We start from the raw sequence: 20,459 nt of genomic DNA, 5'->3' as shown, positions 1-20,459 counted from the left end.
CTTTCCGGCTCAGCATAGAGCCGGAAAGTCGTTGCTAGCGCCTCTTTTCTCGCTGAAATAATGCGCTCGCAATCACTCAAAGTGCTTACGGTACAAGGCTTGAGTCCAACCTTCCATTTCCATTTGATGGAGAGCTTGCTGGAATTCATCAATCACAGAGCCCGGTACTAACTGCATCGGCATATTGTCTCTAGCCAAAGGCAAATTTGGATCATAAGCAGGATTTTCTTGCCCCTTAAACAAGGTTGAGTGACGGCTAAAACCCGCCCAAGAAGGTGAACTTCTATCGACAAAATTAGGATGAATCATCATATCATTTAAGCCTTCCGTTTTAAGGTAGTAACGCAAGGTGTCCTCCTCATAAACATAGAAATCCGCGCGGCCACGACGTAAAAACGCCATCGCTCGTCCTACATCCAGTTCAGAAACGGTAAATTGATTCATTTTTGAGGTATCGCGGCCGACAAGATAATCAGGGTTGCCTAGTGCTACCAATTGGGTAAAGCCATCAAGCGACGTGGATTGAGTCATCAACGGCCATCCCTTAAGCGTGACAGCGACATCACGTTGATAGGTGCCATTAGGTACCCAATAGGCGTATTTCGCACGCTCCAAATCAAAGGCAAAACCGGGGTAGAAATCGATTTCACCAGTTTCTAAGGCAATCAATACTCTCAACTTCGGCAAACGCACTACTTTCAGTGTCGCACCAATCCGTTTGGCCGCCTCATCATACAGCTCGAAGTAGAAACCATCATCATTGGGATCGGCTTGGATGTATGGCATTTTTTCCATAGTGCGATACCCCATAATGATTTCGGTCGTAGCGCTGGCCGCGGTGGCATAGCTGCAAAGCGCTATCAAACATCCAACTAAAAGCCGCATAAACACCTCTGCTTTTGTTTGTCCATTTCCTAAACTATAGCAGTACAGCCCTCACATGCTGGAAGAGGGAAATCTTCTTTGAGCGCTCACTTATCCCCAAAATAATCTCTAATTATCGGTTGTTGTTGAGATTTGTCTAACTTAACGAGCACTATTTTTCTGCGGCAATCACCGAAATTTCAACCACTAGGGCTTCATGCAATAACTGTTCAACTTTATCAAGCATGGTTTGAGTTTGCTCGGTAATTCCCAGTGTCGCATCAGCACATACTTGACCACAAAGGTAGATGGTTCCGTTATGTTTCACGATTCAGCTCATGCGCTGCTTGGTGTGTTGGCGTTCAATCATTTTTCTCACTTTGTCATTGGTTTACGATATGCTATTGAGCAAGATTGATTAGCGAATTTGTACCCGCATGACATGCCCCTACTGTAAAGATAATTGGTTTTGGCAAAAAATCGGCCGCTGTAAACGCTGCATGGATCAGCTTACCGTGCTTTCTGTTCTCTGTTGGATAGTCTGGTGGTGGCTATTTAAAGACAATCCTAACAGCATTGAATCTATTGCCTTACTCATGGCCGGATTCGCTTTTAATGGTTTGTTAGCGCTGCATTTATGGATGCGGTTTATCATTATTCCTTGGCAAAATCGCAATAAGAAAAAATGATAAACTTTCCCAATCTCTAAATATAAAAAAAGCCCCAAAGACAATGTGTCCTTGGGGCTCTCTTAGATTCTTCTAAGAAAAAGCAGTGGTACTTTAATAGACCCAGCTTCTTCTCAATAGTTCCCAAAACATTCGATCTTTTTTGATCTTTTATTTGGGCGCTTTTTAATCAATCACTTAAGCAACATTCACTCGCACAATTGCCTGTTCAACTAAATTGACTTCAAGTGCAACTTCATCACATGCGTGCTGTCTTGGGCACTGATCGCAATCTTTGAGCACTTTTTCAGGCAGCAATGACTTCGACGTTGGCAAAAATGCCTGCTTCATAAAGAACTCTGGCGTACGAGTTAAGACGAATACTTTTTTGATTGCCATTTGACGAGCTTTCTCAACTAAGTACTGCACAATCGCACTACCCTGACCTTGCCCCTGCCAACCCGCTTCAACGCCAAGTGAACGAATTTCCGCTAATCCAGAATCGTAGACATACAAAGAGGCACATCCCGTCACTTCGCCGTGGTGTTCTGCTACAGCAAACGATCCGATATCACGTACCAGCTCACTGCGCGATCTTGGCAAGTTTTCGCCCATGTTAGCCCAGTACGCGACCATGCTTTCTAGAGATTCAATATCAGTTAAACGCGCCGGACGAACATTGACCGCCGAAGTATCACGTTTAATTAAACGACTTTCTGCTTGCTCAACAGCGTACGCGACTTGTTTAGGTGAAACACCACCTAACGCACTGCGTTTTTCAAGACAAGATTCAATGGTCAGAATTGCATAGACATCTTGTTCGATAACCGGTGAAAACTCTTTTAACTCAGCAATCGACAGCTCTTCAAGGGCACAGCCTTTGGCAATCGCACCGACAACCGCGACGCCAACGATATGGTGTGCTTCACGGAAAGGAATCCCCTTAGCAACCAAGTAATCAGCCAGTTCTGTTGCGTTGGCGTAACCTTGTTTAGCCGCTTCCAACGTACGCTCACCATTAACCTTGATACCATCAAAGCACAGCGCGGCCATTTCCATACAGTCGTTCCAAGTGTCCAGAGCGTCAAACAAGCCTTCTTTGTCTTCTTGCATATCTTTGTTATAGGCAAGAGGCAGTGCTTTGACTGTCATCATCATGCCAGCAAGAGAGCCATAGACACGCCCCGTTTTACCACGGATAAGTTCTAGCGCATCTGGGTTTTTCTTCTGTGGCATCAATGAAGAGCCCGAGGTAACGGTATCGGCCAGTTCAATAAAGTTAGATTCACCCGAGTTGTAGAAGATCATATCTTCTGCCAAACGCGACAAGTGCAGCATAGAGATCGACGCCACTGACATCAGCTCCATCACATGATCACGATCCGACACAGAGTCAAGCGAGTTACGGGTTGCACGACGGAAGCCAAGATTGTGCGCCAGTTGCTCACGATCGATAGCGTAAGCGGTGCCCGCCAGCGCACCAGAACCCAGTGGGCAGGTATCAAGGCGGTTAATCGCATCATCAAGGCGCGAATAATCACGCTCGAACATCTCGACATAAGCGAGGCACCAATGGGCAAATGTGACTGGTTGCGCGCGCTGTAGGTGAGTATAGCCAGGCAGGACAGTGCCTTGATGCTCTTTCGCAACTGAAACCATCTGCGCCTGAAGACGGTCAAGCGCCATCAGCAATTGCTGTCCTTGCTGGCGACACCATAATTTTAGGTCTGTCGCCACCTGATCGTTACGCGAACGGCCAGTGTGCAGCTTCTTACCTAAATCACCAACTTTGCTGATCAGTTGCTGCTCTACCCAAGAGTGAATATCCTCAGCGTCAGAGCGAAGGATCTGATGTGGATCTTCCATCACTTCGAGCTTGAGCTCATTGAGTGCCAGTTCTAGTTTCTGCTGCTCTTCTTCTGTTAATACATCAACAGACAACAAAGCCTTTGACCATGCGATAGAACCAACGATATCTTGTTCAGCTAATCGGTAATCGAAGCGCAATGAGTCGTTAAAATCTTTGAATCTCGTATCTGCCGCTTGGGTAAATCTTCCGCCCCATAATGCCATCGCGTATCTCCTGATTACCTGTGCTCACTAGTCGTGCTGGTTAGTAACATTGCTTAGATAAATTCTGAATTACATTCAGTATTATTTGATGGTTCAAACTTACGGCAAAACAGAACAAAAATAAAGTATTAATTCATTTTTTTAACATATTTATTCATAATGGGTTTCTATTGATGTTCGCGGGGCAGATAAAGGAAAAGCCCACCGGAATCACCGAGTGGGCTTGTAAAATCGTTATTTAAACGTGATTATTTTTTCTGGCTGTTTAGAGCACGAATGCGACTTGATAGTGAGTAAAGACGGATAAAGCCTTCAGCATGGCTTTGGTCGTAAACCTCATCAGCACCGAAGGTGGCAAATTCTTCACAGTACAAGCTATTGTCAGAACGTTTCTGAGTCACGGTTGCCTGACCTTTATACAGTTTAACAACCACTTCACCATTAACATCTTTCGCTAGCTCTTCAGACGCTGCGAGAATCGATTTACATAAAGGAGTGAACCAACGACCATCGTATACAAGGTGAGACGCTTTAACACCCAGCTCTTCACGGAACTCAAATGACGTTTTATCTAACACAAGTTGTTCTACGGCACGAAGTGCTTCCATCATGATGGTGCCTCCTGGAGTTTCGTAACAACCGCGAGACTTCATACCGACTAAACGGTTCTCAACGATATCGATACGACCCACGCCGTGTTTAGCGCCTTTTTCATTGAGGTAAACCAGTGCGTTGTATGGTGTCATCGCTTCGCCATCAACACCCACAACTTCACCTTTTTCAACTTTCAGCGTGACGTATTCTGCTTCGTTAGGTGCTTGCTCAGGATCAACCGTCCAAACCCAGCAATCTTCGTTCGGTGCGTTCCAAGTGCTTTCTAATACGCCACCTTCTGTTGAGATATGCCATGCGTTCGCGTCACGTGAATAAATTTTCGTTAGTGATGCGGTACATGGAATGTTGCGCTCAGCAAGGTAGTCCAAACATTCTTCACGGCTGACTAGGTCCCATTCACGCCAAGGAGCAATCACATGGAGATCAGGGGCAAGTGCGGCAAATGCGCCCTCAAAACGAACTTGGTCGTTACCTTTACCTGTACAGCCATGACATAGTGCATCTGCACCCACTTTGCGTGCAACCTCAACTTGCGCTTTGGCAATGATTGGACGAGCCATTGAAGTACCTAGTAGGTATTTACCTTCGTAGTAAGCACCTGTTTTTAGAGTTGGGTAGATATACTCAGCAACCATCTCTTCTTTTAGGTCTGCGATGTAACATTCTGAAGCGCCAGAGGCAATCGCTTTTGCTTCGATACCTTCAAGCTCTTCAGCGCCCTGACCAACATCGGCAACGAATGCAACGACTTCACAATCATAGTTCTCTTTTAGCCATGGAATAATTACCGAAGTATCCAGACCGCCAGAGTATGCGACAACAACTTTATTAACTTGAACTTTGCTCATTTTTCTCTCCAAATCCCGGCGCTGCGCTTGGCGGTCAGTGCTACGGGTAACTTACTAATTAAATCTATTTCTCTTGCTCAATGCCTTCGGCACTGAACCTTGAATCTGTCTTGCTTTACTGTGGTAAAAACTGCGTACCAATACTTTGGCCAGCAAATAGCTGAGCAAGCTTTTCTGGATAGCGCCATGTTGCTACTTCAATTGGGCGGCCTAAGTCATTCGCCGCTTCCAAAGCCGCATTGACCTTTACAATCATCCCATCAGTAATCACTTGGCCTTTGATAAGGCTTTGCGCTTGCTTGTCATCCAACGTTTTGATTAGGTGACCTTTGCCATCAAGCACGCCACTTACGTCTGATAACAGCACCAGCTCTGCATCTAATGCCCCCGCTACAGCAACGGCGGCTTGGTCTGCATTGACATTCATCATCTGGCCTTGTGTGGTCAAACCGATCGAACTAATGATGGGCAGCGCTCCAGTTTGCAGTATGGCTTGCAGCACAGTTGAATCCCCAGGCGTCGCTTTACCTACTGCACCGAGTTCAGGGTCGAGCTCTTCAACATGGCATAGACCGCCATCAGCTAAACTCAGACCAATTGCATTAAGTCCATCTTTGATCGCTTGCCCTTGCAACATTTTGTTCGCTGTCCCAGCAAGCGCGCCTGCAATCACAGGAATTTGCTCATAAGGCGTCACGCGAAGACCTGCTTTCTTGACCGTTTCAAGTTGCAGTTTCGCCATCAGATCGTCCACTAGGTAACCTCCTCCGTGAACGATCACAATTCGTCGCTGAGCTTGCTGCTGGTATTGGGCAATCGCACCAAATACCTGGCTTAACGTCTCAGTACACGACAGTGCAGCACCGCCTAATTTGATCACTAATGGAGTAAGATTATTTTCTGTCATCACTTGTTCCTTCCCTGCTCAACTAAACAAGAGCAGTCAACTCTGGAAATCCGTAGTGGATGTTTAAACATTGCATCGCTTGACTTGATGCGCCTTTTAGCAAGTTATCAATCGCCGCTACAACGATGACGTGCTCGCCTTGCACCTTCCAGCCAATATCGCAGAAAGGTGTATTTTCAACATTTTGAATACTCGGTAGCGCTGACTCTAGTAAGCGCACCGCCGATTTACTTTGGTAGGCCGAATTAAACGCGCTAGCCACTTGCTCAGCATCACTTCCCGCAGCCAGCTTCATAGTGATGGTAGCCAAGATGCCACGCTTAAAGTTGCCAAGATGAGGCGTAAAGATAACGTCAGTACCTAAATGGCTAGCAATTTCAGGCTGGTGGCGATGGTTAAATACACCATAAGGTTGCAAGCTCACTTCGCAAAAACTATTGGTCATTGACGCTTTTCGACCGGCACCAGTCACTCCGCTAGTGGCATTAATGACTGGCCACTGAACCTTATCAATTAAACCCGCATCAAGCAGCGGTTTAATCGCCAATTGCGATGCCGTCGGGTAACAACCAGGAACCGCAATCAGTTGACTGTGTTTGATCGCTTCAGCATTCCACTCAGCCAAGCCATAAACCGCGTTATCTAACCAAACCGCATGCTGATGCTCAAAACCGTAGAATTGGTTGTAGAAGCCTTCTTTCTTAACGCGAAACGCCCCTGACAAATCAAACACCTGGCAACCTTGAGCCAAAAACTGGGGCGCTAGATCGTGGCTTACCTGATGTGCAGTGGCCAAAAACACCACATCACTCTGTTTTGCAACCGCATCAACATCAACTAACGGCTCTACTGACTGACTAATAATTCCAGCTAACTTACCGTGAAGCTGAGCAATGTCTTTACCTGCATCTAGGCTATTGGCGGACACATACAAACCTGATAGCGTTAGCTCAGGGTGTTTGTGTACCATCAAAGCAAGCTCTGCTCCGGTGTAACCGCTTGCGCCTATGATTGTGGTTTTCAGCATCTCAGACATCCAATTTGATTCAAAAATGACACTTAAAGAGTGAGTATAAATTTAAATTATTAAGCTTTTATTGGTTTTTTATTCAATAAAAGTGATTTAATATGTGTTTTACCTTCTTAGCCGAACTCTGTCAACAGGGAATGTAAACTTATTATGCAATTACCAAGTTTTCTTGAGGTCTACCGTGGCCTAATTTCTACCTCTTCTATTAGCTCAACCGATCCAAGTTGGGATGAAGGCAATGCAAAAGTGATTGAAAAGTTAGCGACTTGGCTTAAAGACGTCGGCTTTGAGGTGAATTTAACGGAAGTTGAACCTGGGAAGTTCAACTTAATCGCCAAAAAAGGCGCAGGCGAAGGCGGCTTACTGCTTGCTGGTCATAGCGATACCGTGCCTTTTGATGAAGGGCGCTGGAACTATGATCCACACGCCCTCACCGAAGCCAACAATCGTTTTTATGGCCTTGGCACCGCTGACATGAAGGGCTTCTTTGCCTTTATCATTGAAGCCGTGAAAAAGGTTGATTGGAGTAAACAGAGCAAACCGCTCTACATTCTCGCGACATGTGACGAAGAAACAACCATGCTTGGTGCTCGTCACTTCACTGACAACGCCCCATTTAAACCGGACTACTGCATCATAGGTGAACCAACCAGCCTAGTGCCGATTCGTGGACATAAAGGCCATGTCGCCAATGCGGTTCGTGTTACCGGTAAGTCCGGACACTCATCGGATCCAGCGCTCGGTGTCAACGCCATCGAAATCATGCATGAAGTATTGTTTGCTCTAATGCAGTTACGCGACAAGCTGATCAAAGAGTACCACCACCCAGGATTTGCGATTCCCAGCCCAACGTTAAACTTAGGCCACATTCATGGAGGCGACAGCGCAAACCGTATCTGTGGCTGCTGTGAGTTGCATTATGATGTCCGGCCGCTACCAGGTATTAGCCTCGATGGGCTAGACAACCTGTTGCGCGGCGCGCTAAAAGAGGTTGAGGCGAAGTGGCCGGGCCGAATTTCAATTACGCCCTTACACGAGCCTATCCCGGGCTATGAGTGTCAGCATGACCACCCCTTCATTGATGGTGTCGAAGAGTTGTGCGGTACAAAATCTGAGACCGTTAACTATTGTACCGAAGCACCATTTTTACAGCAGCTTTGTCCAACGCTGGTGTTAGGTCCAGGATCGATAGATCAAGCCCATCAGCCTGATGAATTCCTTGCTTTTGAGTTTATCGACCCGACCATAGATGTTCTATCGAAAGCGATGCATAAGTATTGTTTCTAAAATCAAACGCTCCCGCTTGGGAGCGTTATCTGCCTATTATGTAATAAAATTTCAACATAAATAGTCATTTTTACTTCTGGGAAAGCTTTACACTCACTTGCATAATAATTGCAAACTTAGTTGACAATATTTGACTCGCAGCGATATTTTTCGCTAGATTGTCTGTCTAACAAGGAACATTGGATGTAATTTTTTTACAAGGCAGGATGATAATGAACGAGAAATACTCTGCGCTCAGAAGCAACGTGAGCATGCTAGGACACTTGCTCGGCAACACCATCAAGGACGCACATGGTGAGGTGCTTCTAGAGAAAGTAGAAACCATTCGTAAACTTTCGAAGTCCGCCCTCGCAGGCAATCAGCAAGACAGAGATAGCTTGATTGAAGAGATCAAAAGCCTGCCGAATGAGCAGTTGACTCCCGTCGCTCACGCATTCAACCAATTTCTCAATCTAACCAATATGGCAGAGCAGTATCACACTATCTCTCGCCATTGTGATGCGCACGTTTGCGAACCTGACGCCATCAACACCCTCTTTTCTAAGCTCGCGCAAAACGACATTAGTAAGTTAGATACGGCCCAAGCAGTACGCGACCTGAATATTGAACTGGTACTGACAGCGCACCCGACTGAGATTACGCGTCGCACCATGATTCACAAACTGGTCAAGATCAATAAGTGCTTGTCGAAGCTAGAGTTGGGTGACTTATCCGTCAAAGAACGCCACAAAACCGAACGTCGCCTTGAACAGTTGATTGCTCAAAGCTGGCACTCTGACACCATCCGTAAACAGCGCCCAACCCCTCTTGATGAAGCAAAATGGGGCTTTGCCGTTGTTGAAAATTCACTATGGGAAGCGGTACCAGATTTCTTACGTGAGTTGGATGAACGCTTGGAAGGATATCTTGGCGAAGGTCTGCCTATTGATGCGCGACCTGTACACTTCTCGTCTTGGATGGGCGGCGACCGCGACGGTAACCCGTTCGTCACCCACACCATTACCCGTGAAGTTTTACTTCTGTCACGTTGGAAAGCTGCTGACCTTTACCTAAACGACATCAATGAGCTAGTTAGCGAACTGTCAATGACTCAGTGCAACGATGCCGTTCGTGAACTAGCTGGTGAAGATGAACACGAACCTTATCGCGCGGTACTCAAAGAACTACGTACACTGCTTAATGACACCAAAGACATTCTTGATGCTAAGATCAATGGTCAAAAGCTCGCGGTTAAAGCCCCGCTACAAAGTATCGAGCAATTGTGGCAACCGCTGTACGCCTGTTACCAATCGCTGCATGAATGTGGTATGGGCATCATAGCTGATGGTTCGCTGCTTGATACGCTACGTCGCATTAAAGCCTTTGGCGTCCACCTAGTTCGCTTGGATATTCGCCAAGAGAGTACACGTCACTCTGATGTCCTATCTGAGCTGACTCGCTATCTAGGTATTGGTGATTACGACCAATGGAGTGAGCAAGATAAAATTGCTTTCCTTACTAACGAACTGGCTTCTAAGCGACCACTGCTTCCTCGCGATTGGCAACCATCTGAAGCCGTTCAAGAAGTACTGGATACGTGTAAGATTGTTGCCGCTCAACCACGTGAAGCGTTTGGTGCGTATGTTATCTCAATGGCACGAACCGCTTCTGATGTGCTTGCGGTTCATTTGCTGCTGCAAGAATCCGGCTGCCCTTACCGCATGGACGTGTGTCCGCTGTTTGAAACGCTCGATGACCTGAACAATGCCGAAGCAGTCATTAAACAGCTGATGGGTATTGACCTTTACCGCGGCTTTATCCAAAACCACCAAATGGTCATGATCGGTTACTCAGATTCAGCCAAAGATGCTGGCGTCATGTCTGCTGGCTGGGCGCAGTACCATGCGATGGAATCACTAGTGAAAGTCGCAGAGGTAGAAGGCGTTGAATTGACATTATTCCATGGCCGTGGCGGTACTATCGGTCGTGGTGGTGCACCAGCGCATGCCGCGTTACTTTCTCAGCCACCGAAAAGCCTAAAAGGTGGCCTACGTGTGACCGAACAAGGTGAGATGATTCGCTTCAAGCTGGGTTTACCAGAAGTAGCCGTTAACAGCTTTAGTTTGTACGCCAGCGCGATTCTTGAAGCCAACCTATTACCGCCACCACAGCCTAAGCAAGAGTGGCGCGACCTGATGAACGTACTCTCTGAAGTAAGCTGTGAAGCATACCGAAATGTGGTGCGCGGTGAAGCCGATTTCGTGCCTTATTTCCGCCAAGCGACACCTGAACTAGAGCTAGGTAAATTGCCGCTAGGTTCAAGACCGGCCAAACGCAACCCTAACGGTGGCGTGGAAAGTTTGCGTGCCATTCCGTGGATCTTCTCGTGGAGCCAAAACCGTTTGGTACTCCCAGCTTGGCTAGGTGCTGGTGAGGCGATTCAATACTCAGTCGACAAGGGCCATCAGGCTCTACTTGAAGAGATGTGTCGTGAATGGCCGTTCTTCTCGACTCGTTTAGGCATGCTTGAGATGGTGTACACCAAGTGCAACATGGAGATCTCACGTTACTACGATGAACGTTTGGTCGACAAGAATTTGCTGCCACTTGGTGATCGTCTACGTGCGCAACTGCAAAAAGACATTAAGTCAGTGCTAAACGTTGAAAACAACGAAAACTTAATGCAGAGCGACCCATGGGGCCAAGAATCGATTCGCCTACGTAATATCTATGTGGAGCCATTGAATATGCTGCAAGCGGAACTCTTGTACCGCACACGTCAAAACGAGCAAGCGGCGCCTGAACTGGAAGAAGCTTTGATGGTAACGATTGCTGGTATCGCAGCCGGTATGCGTAATACAGGTTAAGGTTTCATCAGCACAGCAAGGTTGGTGTTACTACACCAACCTTTTTTGTATCCCTTACAGGCCGTAAAGTAGAATTTAACATCAAAAAAAAGACACAAAATACCAAATAACAACACTATAATTTACCCAACAATAACTATTGAGAATTTTATCAGCTTTTTGGGATATTTTGTCCTTCTATTCCACTTTATGCTTATTATTTAGATATACTACCTGACCGCTGCAGTGACTTATATAAAATCTACACGCTGAAGCATTTCGATAATTTTGTTGTCGATCCTAGGTGATAAACGGCTTTTTTAGGTGACATGACCAACATTGTTGGTGCCACTTTTTCTACTGATGATTTGTGCCATTAAGAAGCACAACATGAATGAAGTGGTTGTATTTAGTAGTTTATTGACCATTTGGATTGAAGACATGTCATTACCACACGTTATCTTAACCGTACTCAGCACTCGCGACGCGACTGGCTACGATATCACAAAAGAATTTTCTGCCACTATTGGCTATTTTTGGAAAGCAAGCCACCAGCAAGTTTATCGCGAACTTAACAAGATGGCTCAAAATAACCTCGTAACCTGCGTTCTTGAACCTCAAGAAGGCAAACCTGACCGTAAAGTCTATTCCATTACTGATTCCGGGCGTGTCGCGCTAGGTGAATGGTTCGACCAACCAACTTCTCACCCAACGGTTCGTGATGAGTTCTCTGCTAAGCTAATGGCTTGCGCGGTTCAACCATCGGCACCTTACCGTACACAGCTTGCTGAACTAGTGGAAGAGTCACGTAAATTGGTCGCCCACTATCAAGATATTGAAAACGCGTACTACTCAACGACGGCAACCCTCGACAAACAACAACGCCTAGAGCGCCTAACATTACGCAGAAACCTACTGACTCGCCAAGCGTGGATTCAGTGGGCTGAAGAAGTACTCATTGAGCTAAACGAGCTCGCATAAGCGAGAAGCGAGAAGCGAGAAGCGAGAAGCGAGAAGCGAGAAGCGAGAAGCGAGAAGCGAGAAGCGAGATAAATTTAAGGGTTGATGTGGAAGCATCAACCCCTTTTTTGTGTTCTGACCCCAATCGTGAGCAGTCGGTGCCGAGCTAGTGATTGGTTAAATTCCATCACCACCGATAAAACTTTGCGAACGGCCGTTAAACTGCTGGTCCATATCCAACGACGGTTTATCTGTTTTCGGTCTGCCAACTATCTTAGCAGGCACACCCGCGACGGTAGTATGCGCTGGAACAGGCTGCAGCACGACAGAGCATGAGCCAATCTTAGCCCCCTCGCCCACTTCGATATTGCCGAGTATCTTAGCACCCGCACCAATCATGACGCCTTCGCGGATTTTCGGGTGACGGTCACCGCACTCTTTACCAGTACCACCTAATGTGACGTCCTGCAAAATGGACACATCATCTTCCACGACGGCGGTTTCACCGATCACTATGCCTGTCGCGTGATCAAGCATAATGCCACGACCAATCTTAGCAGCAGGGTGAATATCAACCTGACACGCCACTGAAATTTGGTTTTGCAGATAAGTGGCCAACGCAATACGACCTTGTTTCCACAACCAGTTTGCCACGCGATAGCCTTGCAATGCGTGATAGCCTTTTAAGTACAATAATGGCATTGAGTACATTGCAACTGCTGGGTCTCGAGTTACCGTAGCACAGATGTCGCAAGCGGCTGCAGCGCTGATGTTCGGGTCAGAGTTAAGGGCTTCTTCGACCACTTCTCGTACCGCCATCGCGGGCATTGACGCCGTATTAAGTTTATTCGCCAGAATATAACTTAACGCCGCGCTCAAGCTATCATGCTTGATGATCGTCGCATGATAGAAGCTTGCTAACATTGGCTCTTGCTCCGAAAGCTCTCGCGCTTCCTTAACAATGGTCTGCCAAACCTTCTGTTTTTCACAATGTTTCATGTCATTTCCTAGTACTTAATCCCTAGAGATACTAAGTCAAGTATTGCTGCCTTTATGCTTCCGCTTTCTTATCACGAGCGAGCAAATCTTTCGCCGCTAAGTTCGCATCTTTTCCTTGATACAATACTTGATAAATTTGGTCAACAATTGGCATCTCGACGCCCATGCGTTCAGCCAGCAGGTAAACCTCTTTGGTATTACGGTAACCCTCAACCACTTGGCCGATTTCTTGTTGTGCCGTATCAACATCTTTACCTTGGCCTAACGCCAACCCAAAGCGGCGGTTGCGCGATTGGTTGTCAGTACAAGTGAGAACTAAATCGCCAAGCCCTGCCATGCCCATAAAGGTTTCTGGCTGTGCTCCCAGTGCAGCACCTAAACGCGTCATTTCAGCTAAACCACGAGTGATTAAAGCGGTACGCGCATTGGCACCAAAACCAATACCATCAGACATACCTGCACCAATCGCTATCACGTTTTTCACCGCGCCACCAAGCTGCATGCCGATAAAATCGCTATTCGCGTAAACACGAAAAGTTTTGCTGCAGTGAATTTTCTCTTGCAGATCAGCAACAAAGTCACTGTCAGGTGATGCAACTGAAATCGCCGTTGGCATTCCCATCGCTAGCTCTTTAGCAAAGGTTGGCCCAGACAGAACCGCCAGTGAGTAACCTTCGCCTAACACTTCATGTGCGACGTCTTTAAGGAGGCGACCCGTTTCAGGCTCAAGACCTTTGGTTGCCCAACAGATACGCGAGTCTTGGCGTAGGAATGGCTTCACGTTGTTAAGCACAATGCCAAATACATGACTTGGCACCACGACCAGTAGATCGCGACTTGCTTGCACCGCTTTCTCTAAGTCTGACTCGACGATTAATGACGATGGAAACTCAATGCCCGGTAGAAACTCATGGTTAGCGCGATCGGCCTCTAGGCGCGCCATATGCTCGGCATCATGGCCCCAAATTACGACGTTCGCCCCGTTACGTGCGAGCGAGATCGCCAGAGAGGTACCGTAGGAACCCGCACCAAGCACGGTCATTGCGATCTCTTTACCGTAGGCATTATTGGTCTTGTCTTTCATTTTTCCGCCTGATTGTCATTGGGTTGACTAGAATCTTATCGCTAATCTTTAGCGTCGATTTACTAAAAATTAGTCACAAGAACCCAGTGCTTAAACAAAAAATGCACATCGCATCCAAACAGACACTCTGTGCATTTTATACCGCACCTCTTACGAGGAGTCAGTCATTACGCTTCAACTTGGCCTTCTTGCTGAGCTTGCTGCTGTAGGTAGTTCATAAACAGAGCATCAAAGTTAACTGGTGCTAGGTTTAGTTGTGGGAACGTACCTTTAACCACTAAGCTTGAGATAGTTTCACGAGCGTAAGGGAATAGGATGTTCGGGCAGAATGCACCTAGACAATGTGCAAGTTGACCAGCTTCCATCTTCTCAGCAGTGAAGATACCACCTTGCTGAACTTCACATAGGAATGCGGTATCTTCTGCGTTCTTAACTGTCACAGTTAGACGTAAAACCACTTCGTAGACACCTTCACCTAGCTCACGGCTTTGAGTGTCTAGATCCAGTTTAACATCTGGGTTCCACTCTTTTTGGAACATGTCTGGAGAGTTAGGCGCTTCGAAAGAAACATCTTTAAGGAAGATACGTTGAATTGCGAAGTTTTGTGCTTCTTGTTGTGGTGCTGCTTCAGCCATTTTTTAAATCCTTTAATCCTGCGATAAATAGTCTGATTTGAGACTAACTGAGAGAGCTTGCTATGACTAGGGTTCCTGTAAATTTCGTGGAACCCTTCACATCTCTCTAAAACAAACGCCGATTTTTCAATCAGCGTTTTAGGCATTCGGTGTTTGAATTACTTCTTACCTTTAACCAAAGGCATGTTTGCTTCACTCCAAGCAATCAAACCATTTTTAAGTAGATTTACGTTTTCGAAACCTGCTTTAGCAAGAAGGTTAGCACTCTCTTGTGCCGTTTGACCCGACTTGCACACAACAATGATTGGGTCAGATTTGTGGTTTTCAAGGCTAGCGAAATTACCCGCTTTAATGTCAGACGGCAAAATGTGAACTGCCTCAGTAATATGGCCTTTGCGGAATTCATCCTTACTACGGATATCCACCACAACGCCACTTTCACGGTTCATCAGGTGAGTGGTCTGCGCTGCGGTAATTTCTTTATACGCTGCAGTGCTTGATTTTACGATGTTCATGATAAGGGCGACCAGTAGACCAACCCATACCAAAGAAAGAATCATGTTCTCTTGAAAAAATGCGATGTACTCTTGCATGTTCTGTGCTCTTTGATGATAGAACCGCCGCTTCCAATAAAAGGTTGAATACCCAAAATAGTTGGAGCTACAGCTAGGCGGCAAGTCAGTTCAGTCCTATGAGCATAGAGGCTCTATGTGATTAGGATGAATTAACGCCGTCAACAACGCTGTCACTTCAAATATGAAGGGGATTGCGGCTCTAGGCTAAAAATTCAGTTTTGAAGTATAGCGAGGTTAAGATGCCTGCGCGAGTCAAATACACGCAGAATAAGAATCTGTTGCACATTTCTCTAAGCGATAGGGAAAGGAAAGGCCGTCACTTGATCGATATGATCACAACCGATCGCCAGCATAATTAAGCGATCAACGCCTAATGCAACGCCAGCACACTCCGGTAACCCCGCCTCTAATGCGGCGATTAAATGGTGATCAATCGGCTGGGCACTTAATCCCATCGTCACACGCTTGCTATTATCCTGCTCAAATCGATTTAGCTGTTCTTGGGGATTATCGAGTTCATGAAAGCCGTTCGCTAGCTCAATTCCTTTAAAATACACCTCAAAACGATCCGCTACGCGCTGATCTTGCTCGTTAATTTTTGCTAGCGCTGCTTGTGATGCGGGGAAATCGTACACAAATGCTGGCACTTTCTGGCCAATCTTGCCTTCCACGCCAATGCTGAACAGCAGTTGCAACAGGGTATCGCGATCATCCTCTGGCTCTGCAATATCACTCAAGCCCAACTTACCTGCGACGACTTTCAACTCTTGCATCGAGCCTTCCAACGGGCATACACCTAACACATCAAGAAAGGCTTGCTGATAAGTCATGCGCTGCGCTGCGCCACACTTCAACACCAACTGCAATAGATCATCCATTTCATCCATCAGCTTGTGGTGATCAAAGTCGACTCGATACCACTCCAGCATAGTGAACTCTGGATTGTGGTAGCGGCCATTCTCTTCATTGCGAAAGGCTTTATTGATTTGGTAGATGCAACCGCTGCCCGCAGCAAGTAAACGCTTCATATGAAATTCAGGACTGGTCATAAAATAGAGCTTGCTGCCACCCGCGTAACCCGGACCAACAAATTCGGTCTGAAAGGTATGCAGATGGATATCCGTCACCGTCGCATGACTCATGGCGGGCGTATCGACCTCCATGACGTCACGCTGAGCAAAAAACTGACGTATCTGCGCCAATATATCTGCCCGTCGTTTTAGCTGTTCAATCGATGCGGTTGGCTGCCACTGAGTACTCATGTTCAAAATCTCATCTCTCTACTTGGGCGAGAAAATAACAAGTTTGACCTTTTTTGCCTAGTAAAATGACTGCTGATTACATGCGAATCATTGCAACCATCTGAAGCAAGCATTCTGCGTATTACAGCACAAAAAATCGCTACTCACTCAGCGCTATTTGCTCGGCTAATATCAATAAACCAAGATGTAACTTCTTCCTTTGTTTACTTATCTATCCATCATTTCTTGCCGTGATAACAGTCACATAAGCTATATTTTTTATGCCTTTACTTGCACAACTGAAGCAAAAACCTAAATGCATCAATTTTTCTGTCAATTTGCTCCTCTACACTACCCCTACCACTTTTGGGGAATTGATGCCTCAAACCACTATAACAAGCGGAACACTCCGCAAAACCACACTGGAGGATAACTGTGCAAACTATCATCACAGATATCGCAGTCATCGGCGCTGGCGGCGCTGGTCTTCGCACTGCTATTGCAGCCGCTGAAGCAAACCCTGACTTAGAAGTAGCACTTATTTCCAAAGTTTATCCAATGCGTTCCCATACGGTCGCGGCAGAGGGTGGCTCAGCCGCAGTTATCAAGGATGAAGATAGCTTAGACAACCACTTCAACGACACTGTTGGCGGTGGTGACTGGCTATGTGAACAGGACGTTGTTGAATACTTTGTCGAAAACGCGACACGCGAAATGATCCAAATGGAGCAATGGGGTTGCCCATGGAGCCGTAAAGATAATGGCGAGGTCAACGTGCGCCGTTTTGGCGGGATGAAGGTAGAGCGTACTTGGTTCGCCGCCGACAAAACCGGCTTCCATATGCTTCATACCCTATTCCAGACGTCAATGAAGTATGACAACATCAAACGCTTTGATGAGTACTTTGTGGTAGATCTGCTTGTTGATGACGGTGAAGTGCAAGGTTTGATTGCCATCCACATGTCAGAAGGTGAGCTGATTACCATTAAAGCCAAGTCGGTGGTACTAGCCACTGGCGGTGCTGGTCGCGTTTACCACTGCAACACTAACGGCGGTATCGTTACTGGTGATGGCATGGCAATGGCTTATCGTCACGGCGTTCCGCTACGTGATATGGAGTTTGTTCAATACCACCCGACAGGTCTTCCAGGTACAGGTATCCTGATGACCGAAGGTTGCCGTGGTGAAGGTGGCATCATAGTCAACAAAGATGGTTACCGTTACCTACAAGACTACGGTATGGGGCCGGAAACCCCCGTTGGCGAACCGAAAAATAAATACATGGAACTCGGCCCACGAGACAAAGTGTCGCAAGCGTTCTGGCACGAACAGCAGAAAGGCAACACCATCAAACACCCGCTTGGTGATGTGGTGCATCTCGATCTGCGCCATCTGGGTGAAGAGTACCTACAAGAACGTCTACCGTTCATCTGCGAATTGGCCAAAGCTTACGTCAACGTGGATCCTGCCAAAGAGCCGATTCCAATTCGTCCAACGGTTCACTACACCATGGGCGGTATCGAGACCAATGGCGAATGTGAAACGCGCATTAAAGGCTTATTCGCGGTCGGTGAATGTGCATCAGTTGGTCTTCACGGTGCTAACCGCTTAGGTTCAAACTCGCTGGCGGAATTTGTCGTATTTGGCCGTGTCGCTGGTGAACATGCCGTGAAACGCGCTGCGGAATTTAAAGGCTGGAATGAAGCCTCTATCGAAGCGCAAGTGAAAGCAGTTGAAGAACGTATCGCCGCATTGATGAATCAAGAGGGTGATGAGAACTGGGCAGAGATCCGTACTGAAATGGGTCACACCATGGAAGCGGGCTGTGGTATCTATCGTCAAGAAGATTTGATGCAAGAGACCATCAACAAGATCACTGAACTAAAAGAACGTTACAAGAAAATCAGCATTAAAGACAAAGGCAAGGTGTTCAACACCGATCTGCTTTACGCGATCGAAGTGGGATATGGTCTGGAAGTCGCAGAGGCGATGGTTCACTCGGCCATCTTGCGTAAAGAGTCTCGTGGTGCGCACCAACGCCTAGACGATGGCTGTACTGATCGTGACGATGTCAACTTCCTCAAGCACTCGCTGGCGTTCTTCCAACAAGATGCCGCACCATGTATCGACTACAGCAACGTGACCATTACTAAGTCTCAACCGAAAGCGCGTCTATACGGTGAAGCCGCAGAGAAAGCCGCTGCTGAAGAAGCCGCGAAAGCAGCCCAAAACAACGCAGAGGAGCAAGCATAATGTCAGGCAATCGTATCCAAAAAGTAGAAATTCTGCGTTATGACCCTGAGAAAGACTCAGAGCCACACTTCCAGACCTTTGAAGTTCCTTTCGATGACACTATGTCAACGCTCGACGCATTGGGTTACATCAAAGACAACCTCGACAAAGATCTCTCCTACCGCTGGTCTTGTCGTATGGCTATTTGTGGTTCATGCGGCATGATGGTCAACGGCGTACCGAAATTGGCCTGTAAGAGCTTCTTACGTGATTACCCGAATGGGGTAAAGATCGAGCCACTAGCAAACTTCCCTATCGAGAAAGATTTGATTGTCGATATGACTCCATTTATTGAGCGTTTAGAGGCAATTAAGCCTTACATCATAGGTAACGATCGTAAACCGGAAGATGGCACCAATCTTCAAACCCCAGAGCAAATGGCGAAATACAAGCAATTTGCTGGTTGTATCAACTGTGGTCTTTGCTACGCCGCCTGCCCTCAGTTTGGTTTGAATCCTGAGTTCATTGGCCCAGCGGCTCTGACACTGGCACATCGTTACAACCTAGACAGTCGTGACAATGGTAAAGCAGAGCGTATGCAATTAATCAACGGCGAGAATGGAGCTTGGGGTTGTACTTTCGTTGGCTACTGCTCTGAAGTCTGTCCGAAGAACGTCGATCCGGCTGCGGCTGTAAACCAAGGCAAAGTCGAGTCTTCAATGGATTTCGTGATTGCGATGTTGAAGCCAGATGGCAAACCAGCAAAACCCGCTGAGGAGGCATAGGATGAGCAATCGTAAACCTTACGTTCGCGAAGTAAAACGCACTTGGTGGAAAGATCATCCGTTCTACCGCTTTTATATGTTGCGAGAAGCGACTGTGCTTCCACTGATCCTGTTCACCATCTTCCTGACTTTCGGTCTGGGATCGTTAGTGAAAGGGCCTGAAGCATGGCACAGTTGGCTCGGATTTATGGCCAACCCTGTAGTAGTCGCGATTAATATCGTCGCGCTGGCGGGTAGCCTACTGCATGCTCAAACCTTCTTTAGCATGATGCCACAAGTGATGCCGATTCGCCTGAAAGGTAAAGCTGTCGATAAAAAAATCGTCGTATTGACTCAATGGGCAGCTGTCGCGTTTATCTCACTGATCGTTCTAATTGTCGTTTAAGGAGCTAAGACTATGAAAACGAATTTTTCTGTTGATAGAGCCCCTAAACGTTCAGATGAGCCAATTTGGTGGGGATTGTTTGGCGCAGGTGGTACATGGTTCGCCATGATAACTCCTGTCACTATTCTAGTGCTGGGTGTGCTTGCGCCATTAGGTATCATCAATGCTGAAGCACTGAGCTATGAAAGAGTGGCAGATTTCTCCACCAGCATTATCGGCGCGCTATTCATCATTGGTACGCTCGCACTACCAATGTGGCATGCCATGCACCGTGTCCACCACGGTATGCACGACCTTAAGTTCCACACAGGTATTGTTGGCAAAGTAGCTTGCTACGCGTTTGCGGGCTTGATTTCAGCGCTATCGGTTATCTTTATTTTTATGGTCTAATCGCCAAACTATAAACAAAATAAAGCCCGCTATCTTGAGCGGGCTTGTTGTTTGTG

General features: G+C 46.8%; 18 protein-coding genes and 1 pseudogene. 8 read left to right on the top strand and 11 right to left on the bottom strand.

The window, feature by feature from the left end; translation table 11 throughout:
- Nucleotides 1–72: 72 nt before the first annotated feature.
- Together TW81_RS12560 and TW81_RS12555 are read right to left on the bottom strand one after the other, a co-directional pair.
- Complete coding sequence (locus tag TW81_RS12560; protein WP_045956079.1) at nucleotides 73–885, bottom strand: substrate-binding periplasmic protein; 813 nt, start codon at nucleotides 883–885, stop codon at nucleotides 73–75.
- Between the two features lie 190 nt (nucleotides 886–1,075).
- Nucleotides 1,076–1,195: pseudogene (locus TW81_RS12555) on the bottom strand (RidA family protein); the annotation flags it as partial.
- 106 nt (nucleotides 1,196–1,301) lie between these two features.
- Here TW81_RS12555 and TW81_RS12550 point away from each other — a divergent pair.
- Nucleotides 1,302–1,553 carry a DUF3624 domain-containing protein gene (locus TW81_RS12550; protein WP_045956078.1) on the top strand — a complete coding sequence of 84 codons (252 nt, stop codon included), beginning with the start codon at nucleotides 1,302–1,304 and terminating at the stop codon, nucleotides 1,551–1,553.
- 177 nt (nucleotides 1,554–1,730) lie between these two features.
- Here the strand turns inward: TW81_RS12550 and argH are convergent, their stop codons facing one another.
- From argH to argC, 4 genes are all read right to left on the bottom strand, one after another.
- A complete protein-coding gene (gene argH / locus TW81_RS12545; RefSeq protein ID WP_045956077.1) occupies nucleotides 1,731–3,605 on the bottom strand; it encodes an argininosuccinate lyase in 1,875 nt (624 codons plus the stop codon).
- 248 nt (nucleotides 3,606–3,853) lie between these two features.
- Nucleotides 3,854–5,068: an argininosuccinate synthase gene (locus TW81_RS12540; RefSeq protein WP_045956076.1), complete on the bottom strand. Its 1,215-nt coding sequence runs from the start codon at nucleotides 5,066–5,068 to the stop codon at nucleotides 3,854–3,856.
- Between the two features lie 115 nt (nucleotides 5,069–5,183).
- The gene (gene argB / locus TW81_RS12535; RefSeq protein ID WP_045956075.1) at nucleotides 5,184–5,975 is read right to left on the bottom strand and encodes an acetylglutamate kinase; all 792 of its coding nucleotides are present in this window, start codon (nucleotides 5,973–5,975) and stop codon (nucleotides 5,184–5,186) included.
- 22 nt (nucleotides 5,976–5,997) lie between these two features.
- Nucleotides 5,998–7,002, bottom strand: coding sequence for an N-acetyl-gamma-glutamyl-phosphate reductase (gene argC / locus TW81_RS12530; protein ID WP_045956074.1), 1,005 nt, complete (start codon nucleotides 7,000–7,002; stop codon nucleotides 5,998–6,000).
- A gap of 153 nt (nucleotides 7,003–7,155) precedes the next feature.
- Between argC and argE the strand changes: the two genes are divergently transcribed.
- The 3 genes from argE to TW81_RS12515 all read left to right on the top strand — a co-directional run bounded on the left by argE (nucleotide 7,156) and on the right by TW81_RS12515 (nucleotide 12,098).
- On the top strand, nucleotides 7,156–8,292 hold the full coding sequence (gene argE, locus TW81_RS12525; protein ID WP_045956073.1) for an acetylornithine deacetylase: 1,137 nt from the start codon (nucleotides 7,156–7,158) through the stop codon (nucleotides 8,290–8,292).
- 212 nt (nucleotides 8,293–8,504) lie between these two features.
- Nucleotides 8,505–11,138 (top strand): phosphoenolpyruvate carboxylase, encoded by a 2,634-nt coding sequence (gene ppc, locus TW81_RS12520; RefSeq protein WP_045956072.1) that lies wholly within the window; start codon nucleotides 8,505–8,507, stop codon nucleotides 11,136–11,138.
- Nucleotides 11,139–11,558: 420 nt separating this feature from the next.
- Nucleotides 11,559–12,098 carry a PadR family transcriptional regulator gene (locus TW81_RS12515; RefSeq protein WP_084715895.1) on the top strand — a complete coding sequence of 180 codons (540 nt, stop codon included), beginning with the start codon at nucleotides 11,559–11,561 and terminating at the stop codon, nucleotides 12,096–12,098.
- A 156-nt stretch (nucleotides 12,099–12,254) separates the two neighbouring features.
- On the opposite strand, the gene cysE is transcribed toward TW81_RS12515, so the two are convergent.
- The 5 genes from cysE to epmA form a co-directional block, all read right to left on the bottom strand.
- A complete protein-coding gene (gene cysE, locus TW81_RS12510) occupies nucleotides 12,255–13,076 on the bottom strand; it encodes a serine O-acetyltransferase (RefSeq protein ID WP_045956070.1) in 822 nt (273 codons plus the stop codon).
- A 52-nt stretch (nucleotides 13,077–13,128) separates the two neighbouring features.
- Nucleotides 13,129–14,160 carry an NAD(P)H-dependent glycerol-3-phosphate dehydrogenase gene (gpsA, locus tag TW81_RS12505; protein WP_045956069.1) on the bottom strand — a complete coding sequence of 344 codons (1,032 nt, stop codon included), beginning with the start codon at nucleotides 14,158–14,160 and terminating at the stop codon, nucleotides 13,129–13,131.
- Nucleotides 14,161–14,327: 167 nt separating this feature from the next.
- The gene (gene secB / locus TW81_RS12500) at nucleotides 14,328–14,795 is read right to left on the bottom strand and encodes a protein-export chaperone SecB (protein ID WP_045956068.1); all 468 of its coding nucleotides are present in this window, start codon (nucleotides 14,793–14,795) and stop codon (nucleotides 14,328–14,330) included.
- Between the two features lie 158 nt (nucleotides 14,796–14,953).
- Nucleotides 14,954–15,388, bottom strand: coding sequence for a rhodanese-like domain-containing protein (locus TW81_RS12495; RefSeq protein ID WP_045956067.1), 435 nt, complete (start codon nucleotides 15,386–15,388; stop codon nucleotides 14,954–14,956).
- Between the two features lie 272 nt (nucleotides 15,389–15,660).
- Nucleotides 15,661–16,632: an elongation factor P--(R)-beta-lysine ligase gene (gene epmA / locus TW81_RS12490; protein ID WP_045956066.1), complete on the bottom strand. Its 972-nt coding sequence runs from the start codon at nucleotides 16,630–16,632 to the stop codon at nucleotides 15,661–15,663.
- A gap of 414 nt (nucleotides 16,633–17,046) precedes the next feature.
- Between epmA and frdA the strand changes: the two genes are divergently transcribed.
- The 4 genes from frdA to frdD are packed head-to-tail and all read left to right on the top strand — an operon-like array spanning nucleotide 17,047 to nucleotide 20,403.
- Entirely contained in the window at nucleotides 17,047–18,864 is a 1,818-nt protein-coding gene (frdA, locus tag TW81_RS12485) for a fumarate reductase (quinol) flavoprotein subunit (RefSeq protein ID WP_045956065.1), read from the top strand.
- Entirely contained in the window at nucleotides 18,864–19,628 is a 765-nt protein-coding gene (locus TW81_RS12480) for a succinate dehydrogenase/fumarate reductase iron-sulfur subunit (RefSeq protein ID WP_045956064.1), read from the top strand. The genes frdA and TW81_RS12480 overlap by 1 nt, the downstream gene beginning before the upstream one ends.
- Nucleotide 19,629: 1 nt before the next feature.
- On the top strand, nucleotides 19,630–20,013 hold the full coding sequence (frdC, locus tag TW81_RS12475) for a fumarate reductase subunit FrdC (protein ID WP_045956063.1): 384 nt from the start codon (nucleotides 19,630–19,632) through the stop codon (nucleotides 20,011–20,013).
- Between the two features lie 12 nt (nucleotides 20,014–20,025).
- Nucleotides 20,026–20,403 carry a fumarate reductase subunit FrdD gene (gene frdD, locus TW81_RS12470; RefSeq protein WP_045956062.1) on the top strand — a complete coding sequence of 126 codons (378 nt, stop codon included), beginning with the start codon at nucleotides 20,026–20,028 and terminating at the stop codon, nucleotides 20,401–20,403.
- Nucleotides 20,404–20,459 lie beyond the last annotated feature (56 nt).

This window comes from Vibrio galatheae (assembly GCF_000967545.1).
GTDB lineage: Bacteria > Pseudomonadota > Gammaproteobacteria > Enterobacterales > Vibrionaceae > Vibrio > Vibrio galatheae.
Note: the sequence above shows the minus strand (reverse complement) of the source record. Positions and strands in the feature narration are given on the sequence as shown.